Consider the following 11,077-nt stretch of genomic DNA (forward strand, 5'->3'; position numbering starts at 1 on the left):
GGTCACGCCGCAACGCCGAGGAGTTTCTGCATCGTCGGCAGGTCCTGGCGAAACTCAGCGGTGGGACAACGGTGCGCGATGCGTCCGCGCACCATAACCGCCACCTCCTGCGCCGCGTCCAGCGCGAGGTGCAGGTCGTGCTCCACCAGGAGCAGCGTCAGACCCGCCTGCACCATCGCCCGCAGCGCGTCGGCCACGTGGTCGACCACCACCGGCGCCAAGCCCTCGGACGGCTCGTCCATGAGCACCACCTGCGGATCTGTGGCCAAGGCCCGGCCGATGGCCAGCATCTGCTGCTCGCCCCCGGACAGCTGTCCGGCGAAGTGGCGGCGCCGCTGACCCAGCCGGGGAAACAGCTGGAAGACGCGTTCCTGCGGCCAGATACGACCACCGTGGCGGGTAGCCAGCGCGAAATGCTCCTGAACGGTCAACGCCGGCCACACGCGCCGGCCCTGCGGCACCAAAGCGACGCCTGCGCGGGCTAGCCGGTGAGGCTGCCACCCGGTCACGTCCTGACCGTCGAGCAGCACCCGGCCACCGGTCGGCGGCAGCAGACCCGCCAGGGTCGACACCAGGGTGGTCTTGCCGACCCCGTTGCGGCCAAGCAGAGTCAGCGCGCCTCCCGCCGGTAGGTCCAGGTCCACGCCGTGCAACACGCGCCCCTGTCCGTAGCCGGCGGACAGCTCACGCACCTCGAGGAACACCTGGTACCTCCTCCCTCCGGCCGCCGAGATACGCCTCCTGCACCTCGCGGCTCCGTCTCACTTCCTGCCCTGTGCCGGTGAGCAGCACCGCGCCGAGGTGTAGGACGCTGACGCGGGTCGCGACATCGAACACCACGTCCAGGTCATGCTCGACGAAGACGACCGTCACGGTCGGCGGCACCGCGCGGAGGAGCTCCACGAGGGTGCCGCGTTCCTCCCCGGACATGCCAGCCGCGGGCTCGTCGAGGAGCAAGAGCTGCGGTCTCGCGGCGAGCGCGACGGCGATCTCCAAGCGGCGACGCTGGCTGTAGGACATCGCGGCAACCGGCACGGGCGCCATGTCGCGCAGGCCGACGGAGCCCAGCGCCACGTCCACCTCGGCGAGCCGGCGACAGTCGCCCTGCCGGGCCAGCAGGCGGCCGCCAGTCAGCGCCAGCGCGACGTTCTGTCCGGCGGAGAGCGATTCCAGAAGGGTCGAATGCTGAAAACCACGGCCGATGCCGATGCGCGCCCGCCGGTACGCCGGATAGCGGGTGATGTCCTGGCCGCGGTAGTGGATCGACCCGCCGGACGGACGCTCCTCACCGGCGATCAGTTTCAGCAGGGTGCTCTTACCGGCACCGTTCGGACCGATCAGGGCATGCCGTTCGCCGACGGTCACCGCCAGCTGCACACCTCTCAGAACCTCCAGCGCGCCGAAGCGGTGCTGCACGTCGCGACAGTGGAGCAGCGCGGTCACGACACATTCCTCCTCGCGCGGAAGCGGGCGATTCCCGCGGGCATCAGGTAGACGACGAGGACGAACATCAACCCGAGGGCGAGGGGGCCGTGTCCGTCGATGCTGGCGCCGAGCATGTCCCGGATGACGATGACGAGGGCCGCCCCGAGACAGGGACCCCACCACGAGCCGGTGCCGCCGATCACCACAGCGAGCAGCGCGAGCGCTGAGGTGGTGAATCCGACGTCCGCCGGTGTCACGAGCCTCTGCTGGGCGGCGAGGAGCCCGCCGGCGAGTCCGGCCACGGCGCCGGCGACGACGAAGGCGCCGAGCTTGACGCGCGTCGTCGGGTATCCCAGGGCCCGCATCCGGATCTCGCTGTCGCGGACCCCCCGCAGGACCATGCCCGGGGACGATGTGGAGGCGAGGCGTAGGACGACCATTCCGAGGACGAAGAACGTCAGCACATACCAGTACGTCGTCGCGGGCTGGTCGACGACGTGCCCCCACAGCGACGGCGCGGGTACGCCGTACAGCCCGTTCGACCCGCCCGTCACCGATGCCCAGCTGTCCGCCGCCTGCTGCATCAACTCGCCGACGGCGAGAGTCAGCATGAGGAAGAACACGCCGCTCGAGCGGACGGCGACCGATCCGGCCACCAGGGACACGACGGCGGCGGCGAGAACGGCGACCACGAGCGCCATCGGGGAGGCGGTGCTGTGGCCGGCTGTCCAGGCCGCGGCGTAGGCGCCGACCCCGAAGAACGCCGCGTGTCCCAGCGACGGCAGCCCGACGACGCCGACCAGCAGGTCGAGGCTGGCGGCGAGCAGCCCGAAGATGAGGATGCGGGTGAGTGTGGTCGTCGCGTACGGAGCCAGGTACAGCGGCGCAGCGGCCAGCACGAGCGAGGGGCCTGCGATCACTGTCGCCGTCCGGGCGGCGCGTCGGGTTCGCAAGTGTGTGGTGTTGTCCGTGCGAGCGGCGGCTGTCATCGTCGCGCTCCCGAGGTGAGGACGAACAGGCCGCGGGGCCGCACGGCCAGCACGGCGGCGAGCGTGCCGAAGAGCAGGAAGGATGCCAGCCCGGGCAGGACAGCCCGTCCCACGGACTCGATCTGGCCGAACAGCAGCGCCGCGACGAGCGGCCCGCGGATGGAGCCGAGTCCGCCGACCACCACGACGACCAGGGCGAGCACGAGAATCGTGGTGTCGAGGCCGGGGCGCGCGTGGTAGATGGGTGCGCCGAGCAGCCCGGCGACGGTGGCCAGCACCGAGCCGAGCACGAACACGCCGACTCGCACGAGGCGGGGGTCCACGCCGGTGGTGGCGACCATATCCCGGTCGCTGACCGTCGCCCGGAACAGGGCGCCCATGGAGGTCCGCTCGATGGTCCAGTACACCCCGACGGTGATCAGCGCGGCGACCCCGATGAGGACCAGTCGATAGCGGGGGTAGGTCCAGCCGGCGATGACCACCGTGCCCCCGAGACCCGGTGGCGGCTCGGTCGCGTGGACATCGTCGCCGAACAGCGCCGACAGGATGTCGGCGGCGACGAGGGCTATGCCGAGGGTGAGCAGTGCCTGCTCCAGATGTGAGCGGCGGGACAACGGCGCGGTCATCAGCGACAGCAGCCCACCGGCCGCCGCCCCGACGACGATCACGGCGACGACGGCTCGGGCGAGCGACGGCCAGGTCTGCTGTTCCCCGCCGAGCCACCAGGCGAGGTAGGCGCCGGTGAGGAAGAGGGACCCGTGAGCGAGGTTCAGCACGTCCATCATGCCGAAGATCAGAGACAGGCCGGCGGCGATGATGAACAGAAGGAGCCCGACGGCCAGGCCGTTCACCATCGCCGTCACGGCGATCTGCGTAGTGGGCATCGTGGATGCTCCGTCCGGCGGTACGCGTCGCTACGACTGGGGGTCGAGGGGGCCGAGGTCCTTGATCACCGCGTTGACCCGCTCACCCGCATTGGTTTGCACCCGGCGCAGGTAGAAGTTCTGCCGGGGCGACTGTTGGACGAACGACCAGGGGCCGCGAGGGCTGTCGGAAATGACACCGACTCCCTTGAGGGCCTTGGACAGGCGGTCGCCGTCGACGGCGTTCACTTGCGCGACCGCTCGGGACAGCACTGCAGCCGCGTCCCAGGCCTGCACCGCGTACACCGTGGGTGCGGCGCCGTAGGCGGATCGGAACGCTTGGGCGAACGCGGTGTTGGCGGGATTATCGAGTTCGGAGGTGTAGTGCAGGGTCGACAAGATCCCGTCCGCGGCGTCGCCCTGGGCCTTCAGCACGCCGCCTTCGACGAGGAACCCCGACGCGTACAGCGGGATGGTGCGGGACACCCCAAACTGGCTGTACTGCTTCACGAAGGCCACAGACTCAGCGCCGCCGAAGAAGCAAAAGGTGCCCTGTGCGCCGGAGGACTGGATGCGGCTGAGGAACGGCTGGTAGTCCTGGGTCTTGCCGAACGGCGGTTGGCTCTGACCGGCGATTGTGCCGCCTCCGGCCCGGTAGGCCTTGCTGAAGCCGTTGATGGCCTCGGTGCCGGCGACGTAGTCGGGCGCGATCGCGTAGGCCCGGCGGACGTCACTGCCGGCGAGGTGAGCGCCCATGGCGGCCGCGACCTGGGCGTTGGTGAACGAGGTGCGCCAGATGTAGGGGCTGCTGTTGCCGGTGGTGATGGCGCCCGCTCCGGCGTTGGCGATGAGGAGCAGCTTGCGGGCGCTGGTGACGAGGTCGCGGACGCCGAGGGCGGTCGCTGAGCTGACAATGCCGACCAGCACGTCGACCTGGTCGTTCTGGAGCAGCTTTTGGACGGCGGGGACTCCGGTCTGTGGTCCTTCGCCCTCGTCCGCCACGACTGTCGTGACCCGGCGTCCGCCCAGCTTGCCGTCGTGCTGCCGCAGCCAGAGGTCCCAGCCGCGCTGAATGTCCAAGCCCAGCGGGGTGTACACCCCGGCCTGTGGAATGACGAGACCGACCTTGATCGCGTTGTCGTCGCTGCGGGCCGCGGCGGCGTCGAGGCTGTTTCCGCAGCCCGCGATTCCCGCCGCGCCCAGGCCTGCGGCGATTCCCAGCAGGGCCCTCCGGTTGATCCCAGCCATGGCCAACTCCTCGAAACACATCGAGCAGGATTAGTGGCCTGAAGGTAGGGGCCGGGTCGAGCAGGCGGCCAGAGCCACATGGCGGGCTGGCCCGGAACCACTCGCGGAGAGGGACCTACGGCCGGCACCGCGTCACAGGGCGATGTCGGTGGCGCCAGTCACCCGGTGGGGGGTCAGGCGACACAGCAGTTCGCCAGGGACGGCGTTGCGGCGTCCGTACGACTCCTCCTGGCCGGCGGGGACGTAGCGGCTGGCGATGCGGGTGGTCCAGGCCAGCAGGTCGGGGGCGTCGGAGGAGACCTCCACCTCGCCGCGCACGGTGACGAAGTCGTACGGGTACTCCTCGGTGTCCACGCACAGCGCGGCGTGGCCACCGGTGCGCAGGTTACGCCCTTTGACAGTGTCCGCTCCGGTGGTGAACACCAGCATCCCGTCGACGACGACGAACCAGATAGGGGCGACGTGCGGGATGCCCGCCGGTGAGGTGGTGGCGAGCTTGCCGGTGCGGGTGCCGTAGGCGAGAAAGGTCATGGCTTCCTGGCGGGACATCTGTGGCATGCCTGCCAGCATGCAGTTCCGGGCGACTGTCCGCCAGACCGTTCGGCTCCTTATCGGTGACCGACCGTCAGGGCGGGCAAGTGGCCCCGTCAGGTGGGGACAAGTGGATATTCCACGAGCACGGCTCGGGCTGCGACGCTGCTCCTCGCAAGATTGACACAGACGAGGAGTGTTAGTGCGCGCGTACGGTGGGTTGGTCGGGGTAGCTCTGGCGGTGGTGCTCGCCGGTTGCGGTGGAGCGGGTTCGTCCGGAGCGAAGGCGCCAGCGTCGGCCGCGTCCGGCGCAGGCTGCGCTCCCGTCGCCGGCCAGGATTTGATTGTTCTGGCTGATGACAAGAAGCTGCAGAACACCGACAACATCATCCCGGCGATCCATGCTCCGGTGGCTTCTGCGCAGCTGGTGGCCGCGCTGGACCAGGTTTCGGCTGCGCTCGACACCAACGGGTTGATCGCGCTCAACCGCTCGGTGGATGTCGAGCGGCTGACCCCGCGGGTGGCGGCGGAGCGCTTCGCCCGCGAAAAGCAGCTTGCCACCGGCGCCGGGACGGGAGCGGCAGGCCGGGTAGTGGTCGGGGCAGCGAACTTCAGCGAGAGCCAGACGTTGGCCGAGCTGTACCGACTCGTCCTGGCCGCTGCCGGGTTCGAGGTGCGGGTGCAGCAGATTGGTAACCGGGAACTGTACGAGCCGGCACTGGAGAAGGGGCAGGTGCATGTCGTGCCGGAGTACGCGGCGACGCTTGCCGAGTTCCTCAACACCCGCATCAACGGTACGGGCGCTACCGCGGTGTCGAGTCCGGATCTGACCAGAACCTACTCGGCCCTGACCGCGTTGGGCCAGCGACGGCACCTCGTGTTCGGGAAGCCTTCCGCGGCGCAGGACCAGAACGCGTTCGCGGTCACTCGGGCTTTCGCCGACCGTTACAGGGTGCGAACCCTGTCCGATCTGGCCCGGGTCTGCTCGGGCAGCGCCACCGTGCTGGCCGGGCCGCCTGAGTGTCCGCAGCGGCCGAAGTGTCAAGCGGGTCTCGTCGCGACCTACCGCTTCTCGGCAGGCTCGTTCAGCTCGCTCGACGCGGGCGGCCCTCAGACCAAGAACGCCCTACGCAGCGGCGCGGCCAGCGTCGGGCTCGTGTTCTCCTCGGACGGCGCCCTGTCCCCGACCTCGTGAGGACAGCCATGCCGCGCGGCGACATCCCGGGTTCCCCCCCGAGGTGTCGCCGCGCTCCGTTGCCGGACCTATGACCGGCGCGTCCGTTCACGCAGTCCAGGGCATCGGTCGTCTAATGGTCGATGCCATTCCGCTGCGGCCTCCTCGGTTCGCCCACACGGAAAGAATTGACGGTGCTCACTCCTGAACAAGTGCGAGAGTTTGCCCTCGAGATGCCGGAAGCCGTGGAACAGGAGACGTGGGGACATCCTACGTTCCGCGTCCGCGACAAGATCTTCGCCAGTACATCCGCTGACGGTGTAGTCGCGATCATCAGGGCGTCTAAGGAGGACCTAGCGGAGTTGATGGCAGCCGATCCGGACGTCTACGACCCCGCGGACTACTTCGGCCGGTTCGGCTGGGTCCGCGCGCAGCTCGCTTCCGCGGACCCGCACGAGATCCGCGACCTGGTGGTGGAGGGATGGCGACGAGCGGCGCCGAAGCGGCTCGTGGCGCTCTACGACGCCGGTGTGCAAGAGCAGGGACGGTAGCCGGATGGCAGCGATCATCCTGGGTTGGAATCCGCAGCGGTGGAACGGGTGGACGCCGAGTTACGAGGAGTTGACGGGGCGGGTGTCTCCGCAGCGCACGCTGGCGGGTTCTTGGACGGTGGGTCGGCGGGTGAATATTCCGCTGGGTGCGGATGCCTGGCTGCTACTGCAGGGTCAACGGCGCGGCTTGGTCGGGCACGCGGTCGTGACTCGGGCGCCGTATTCCGGCCCGCACGACCAGGACCCCGCGCTGACCACCAACTTCGTGGATGTGGTGTGGGATGCGTTGCTGCCTGTGGAGAGCCGGATCGAGCCGTATGTGCTGAAAACGGAGGCCCCGGGTGTCGCCTGGAGTTACGTGTTCACATCCGGAACGGGGGTGCCTGCCAGCGCCGAGGAGCAGGTCCACCAGCTGTGGCGGCGGCACGCGCTCGCCTGATCCCGAGTGTCCGCTGTCGGCCCGACACCGGTGGGACGGCAGCCGGTGCCGGCTGGTGCGCCCGGCGGACCGACTGGTGTCGGCCTGTCCGCAGGGTCGGCGAAGCAGCACCCAGACCAGCAGCCCTGTGAGTGAGCCAGTGGTTTCCGGAGCTGGCGACGCGCGAACTGCTGCTGTGGATCGTCGCGACTGAAGTCCGGGCTTCGGAAAGGCGTCGATCAGTGATGGTCGGAGGTGGCGGCAGGCATGGTGAGGTGCCTTCTGACCTGACCACGTCATCGTCGGTCGCGTCGTGGTCGCGTGGCTTCGTCGGTGCTGCGGATGTGGTCGTATGGGTGAGCGGGTCACCCCGCCCTGGCCGGGCATCGGTGGTGGCCAGGGCGGGATTCGATTCGTCCGTTGTAACTCTCTCGTGCTGTTGCGGTCTTGGTGGTCGTTCACCTGCTGGTTTGTAGGGCCTCGGTGGGCATGGTCGGGGCGTCCTCGTGGGACGGCGTGTGCGACTGCAGCAGGGGGCCGGCCATGGCGGTGGTGACGAGCGCCATGATCACCATCATGGTGAACATCTGACTGTCCAACACGCTCAGGGAGACGCCGATGTTGAGCACGATCAGTTCGGTGAGTCCTCGGGTGTTCATGAGGATGCCCAGTCGGCGCGCGTCCCGCCACGGCAGCCCGAAGGCTCGGGCGGGAAGGGTGGCGCCGGCCATCTTGCCGAGGCAGGCGACGAGGATGATCGCGGCGAGCTCGAGGAAGTTGGTCACGGTGAGCGCGGCGATGTCGACACCCAGGCCGGTGACAATGAAGAAGACCGGCAGCAGGACCAGGCCGATGTTCTCGAATGGCACGCGGATGTGCTTGCTCAGCGGTTCCACGGGCTGTCGGGGCATGACGAACCCGAAGGCGAAGGCACCGAAGATGGCGTGGATGCCGACCCAGGTGGTGGCGTAGGAGGAGAGGAAGACGCCGGCGGCGGTGATAGCCGCGAGCTGGTAGGTGTTCGGGCCGATCCGACGGACGAGGGCGGCCAGCGCGGGGCGTACGACGAGAGCCATGACCGCGACGTAGCAGGCGGACATGAGCACGACCTGGATGAGGTCCGTGGTGTCGCGGGCTGTGGCCACCGCGGCGACCACGGCGAGAATGCACCATGCCAGCACGTCGTCAATGGCGGCGCTCGCCAGGGCCAGCATGCCGAGGGGGGTGTGCGACAGGCGGCGGTCGCGCAGGATCCGGGCGAGGACCGGGAAAGCGGTGATGGCCATCGCGGCGCCGAGGAACAGGGCGAAGGCGAGGAAGGGGACGTGCTTGCCGGCGACGGTCGAGTGCCGGTGGTAGATGATGCCGGCCAGCCCGATGCCGAGGGTGAAGGCGAGGGCGATGGAGGAGACCGAGACGGAGAGGGTGAGGGTTTTGCGTCGCGCGATCATGCTCCGGTCGAACTCCCACCCGATCAGGAACATGAACAGCAGGAGTCCGACCTGGGATATGGCCGAGAGGTAGGGCCGCGCCGCCGTGGGGAAAAGGACGTGGGTCAGGTCGCCGGGGAGTAGGCCGAGCAGGCTCGGGCCCAGTGCGATGCCGGCGATGATCTCGCCGATCACCACGGGTTGGCCTAGGCGTCGGGCGATACCTCCGAACAGGTGGGCCACCAGGAGGATGAAGGCGATGTCGGCCATCACGATCGCGGCAGTGAGTTCGGTCGGGGTGGCTACGGACTTCATGAGGTCTCCGGTTCGTCACGGGAGAAAGTTGCCGCCGCTGTCCCGGCGGCGCGGAGCTACAGACCGTAGCAGTGGTGTCTACGCGCCGCCATGTCCATGTTTGCCAGGAGGAGGGGGCCATTTTCGGCGAGCAGCATGGGTCTGCCAGGTTGGTTCTCGTCGATCGGAAAGCGCCCATTGCTCGCCGATTTGTCGCTTAGCATTTCTGCTGGCAGGGAGGGTCGAATGCCGACTCGTGATTGGAGGGTCGGCTTGCCGACATCTAGGCGTAAGGCTGCTGTAAGTCTTTGCGGCGTGGGCCATTGCTGTGATTGTCGCCTATGGCCCGATTTCCTAGCGCGCTGGTAGATTACGCTTAGTGCCCGATCCGCAACTTCTTGGAATCACTCCTGGCAGAGGGGCGTGTCAGTGGCACTGTGGGGGATCAAAAAATGGCTCTGGCTGCCCCGCAGCGGGTGGGTTAATCTTCCTGACGTTCCGTTCCCCCGTTGCCACGGAGAGTGCATCTATGGGAACTGTCTCGACCGTCCGCTGCCATCGGGGCCTACCGAAGGTGACTCTACGTTGCCCTGACCGGTCAGAGGGTCAGAGGTGACGCGACTGCTGTACGTCAAGGCGTCCCCGACCGGCCCTCGCAGCCGGTCGTCGTCGGTGGCCGACGCGTTTGCCGACGCATTCCGTGAGCGGTATCCCGACATGGCCTTGGACGTTCTGGACCTCTCCACGACTGCCCTGCCGCCGGTGGGCGCCCCCGCGGTGGCAGCGAAGAAGAACGCCATGTCCGGCTCGCCGAGCGTGGGTGAGGAGGCATTGGCCTGGCAGCGGACCCGCGACCTCGTGCGTCGCTTCACTGACGCCGACCACTATCTGTTCTCCGTGCCCATGTGGAATTTTGGAATTCCCTACCTGCTCAAGCACTTCATCGACATTGTGACCCAACCGGGCCTGACGTTCCGGCTCGATCGGCAGCACGGTTACCGGGGCCTACTCGCCGGTCGACGGGCCTGTGTCGTATACACCAGCGGCGTCTACACGCCAGGCTGTCCTCCGTCGTTCGGCGTCGACTTCCAAGCCGCCTACTTCAACCACTGGCTGGCATTTCTCGGCGTCGATCCCGTCATCGAGGTGCACCTGCGGCCCACCGACTTCACCCGATCGCTCGCCGCGGACCTCAACCGCGCACGCGAGGAGGCCAGGAAGGCCGCCCACACCATCTGACCGCGCGGCGACCGAGGTCGCATCGCACTCCGGCTCGCACAGAAGGGGAAAGAGCATGTCCGTCTGGTTCGTCACTGGCGCCTCTCGGGGCCTCGGCCTAGAGATCGTTCGCCAGCTGTTGGCGCAAGGCGAACAGGTCGTCGCGACGGCCCGCGACACAAGTAGCCTGGCCCATCTGCCGCAGTCCGACCGTTTGCTTGTGGTCCCGCTCGACGTTACCGACCAGTCCCAGGCCGCGCGCGCCGCGGTCGCGGCGGTGGAGAGTTTCGGTGCCATCGACGTACTGGTCAACAACGCCGGGCGAGGGCTGCTTGGCGCTGTGGAGGAGGCCACGGACGTCGAGACGCGGGCGGTGTTCGACACCAACGTGTTCGGCCTGCTGAACGTGACGCGCAACGTGCTGCCGGTGATGCGCCGGCAGCGTCGAGGCCGGATCCTGAACATCAGCTCGGTGCTCGGCTTCAGCGCCAAGATGGGCTGGGGTATCTACGCCGCTACCAAGTTTGCGGTGGAAGGCCTCAGTGAGTCCCTGCGCCTGGAGTTGGAGCCGCTTGGCATTCAGGTGTGCTTGGTGGAGCCCGGCCTGTTCCGTACCGACTTCCTCGACCCCTCGTCGCTGCGTCTGGCAAGCCGCGAGTTCGACGACTACGCCGGCACATCCGGGAAGATCCGCACCTGGTCCGCAGCGCACAATCACGCGCAGGCCGGCGATCCGGTCAAGGCCGCTGCGGCCATCATCGAGCTCGGTACCGATCCTCAGCCCTCCTTCCGCCTTCCGCTCGGCGCGGACTCGGTCGCGCGAATCGGCGAGAAGCTGGCCGAGGTGACGAGTGAGCTCGAGGCCACCCGGGAGACGGGTCTGTCGATGTCCTACCCGCAGCCGGCGGCCGCCGCCCGCTGAGGCGGCGCGACGGC

General features: G+C 68.4%; 12 protein-coding genes. 5 read left to right on the top strand and 7 right to left on the bottom strand.

What is annotated here, in order from left to right; genetic code table 11:
* Positions 1–2 precede the first annotated feature (2 nt).
* The 6 genes from ABUL08_RS04540 to ABUL08_RS04565 form a co-directional block, all read right to left on the bottom strand.
* Positions 3–704, bottom strand: a complete 702-nt coding sequence (locus ABUL08_RS04540; RefSeq protein WP_350934799.1) for an ABC transporter ATP-binding protein — start codon at positions 702–704, stop codon at positions 3–5.
* On the bottom strand, positions 685–1,443 hold the full coding sequence (locus tag ABUL08_RS04545; protein ID WP_350934801.1) for an ABC transporter ATP-binding protein: 759 nt from the start codon (positions 1,441–1,443) through the stop codon (positions 685–687). The genes ABUL08_RS04540 and ABUL08_RS04545 overlap by 20 nt, the downstream gene beginning before the upstream one ends.
* The gene (locus tag ABUL08_RS04550; RefSeq protein WP_350934802.1) at positions 1,440–2,414 is read right to left on the bottom strand and encodes a branched-chain amino acid ABC transporter permease; all 975 of its coding nucleotides are present in this window, start codon (positions 2,412–2,414) and stop codon (positions 1,440–1,442) included. Before ABUL08_RS04550 ends, ABUL08_RS04545 begins: the two co-directional genes overlap by 4 nt.
* The gene (locus ABUL08_RS04555) at positions 2,411–3,298 is read right to left on the bottom strand and encodes a branched-chain amino acid ABC transporter permease (RefSeq protein WP_350934804.1); all 888 of its coding nucleotides are present in this window, start codon (positions 3,296–3,298) and stop codon (positions 2,411–2,413) included. Before ABUL08_RS04555 ends, ABUL08_RS04550 begins: the two co-directional genes overlap by 4 nt.
* Before the next feature lie 30 nt (positions 3,299–3,328).
* Positions 3,329–4,525: an ABC transporter substrate-binding protein gene (locus ABUL08_RS04560; protein WP_350934806.1), complete on the bottom strand. Its 1,197-nt coding sequence runs from the start codon at positions 4,523–4,525 to the stop codon at positions 3,329–3,331.
* Positions 4,526–4,657: 132 nt separating this feature from the next.
* Positions 4,658–5,083 (bottom strand): PPOX class F420-dependent oxidoreductase, encoded by a 426-nt coding sequence (locus tag ABUL08_RS04565; protein ID WP_350934807.1) that lies wholly within the window; start codon positions 5,081–5,083, stop codon positions 4,658–4,660.
* A 175-nt stretch (positions 5,084–5,258) separates the two neighbouring features.
* Between ABUL08_RS04565 and ABUL08_RS04570 the strand changes: the two genes are divergently transcribed.
* From ABUL08_RS04570 to ABUL08_RS04580, 3 genes are all read left to right on the top strand, one after another.
* Positions 5,259–6,251, top strand: a complete 993-nt coding sequence (locus tag ABUL08_RS04570; RefSeq protein WP_350934809.1) for a glycine betaine ABC transporter substrate-binding protein — start codon at positions 5,259–5,261, stop codon at positions 6,249–6,251.
* Positions 6,252–6,463: 212 nt separating this feature from the next.
* Positions 6,464–6,781, top strand: a complete 318-nt coding sequence (locus ABUL08_RS04575; protein WP_350938494.1) for an MmcQ/YjbR family DNA-binding protein — start codon at positions 6,464–6,466, stop codon at positions 6,779–6,781.
* Positions 6,782–6,785: 4 nt separating this feature from the next.
* Entirely contained in the window at positions 6,786–7,220 is a 435-nt protein-coding gene (locus ABUL08_RS04580; protein WP_350934811.1) for a hypothetical protein, read from the top strand.
* A gap of 437 nt (positions 7,221–7,657) precedes the next feature.
* Here ABUL08_RS04580 and ABUL08_RS04585 read toward each other — a convergent pair whose 3' ends face one another.
* Positions 7,658–8,944: a cation:proton antiporter domain-containing protein gene (locus tag ABUL08_RS04585; protein ID WP_350934813.1), complete on the bottom strand. Its 1,287-nt coding sequence runs from the start codon at positions 8,942–8,944 to the stop codon at positions 7,658–7,660.
* Between the two features lie 591 nt (positions 8,945–9,535).
* Between ABUL08_RS04585 and ABUL08_RS04590 the strand changes: the two genes are divergently transcribed.
* Together ABUL08_RS04590 and ABUL08_RS04595 are read left to right on the top strand one after the other, a co-directional pair.
* On the top strand, positions 9,536–10,162 hold the full coding sequence (locus ABUL08_RS04590; protein ID WP_350934815.1) for an FMN-dependent NADH-azoreductase: 627 nt from the start codon (positions 9,536–9,538) through the stop codon (positions 10,160–10,162).
* A gap of 55 nt (positions 10,163–10,217) precedes the next feature.
* Entirely contained in the window at positions 10,218–11,063 is an 846-nt protein-coding gene (locus ABUL08_RS04595; RefSeq protein WP_350934817.1) for an SDR family NAD(P)-dependent oxidoreductase, read from the top strand.
* Positions 11,064–11,077 lie beyond the last annotated feature (14 nt).

It is taken from the genome of Micromonospora sp. CCTCC AA 2012012 (genome assembly GCF_040499845.1).
GTDB classification, from domain to species: Bacteria; Actinomycetota; Actinomycetes; order Mycobacteriales; family Micromonosporaceae; genus Micromonospora; species Micromonospora mangrovi.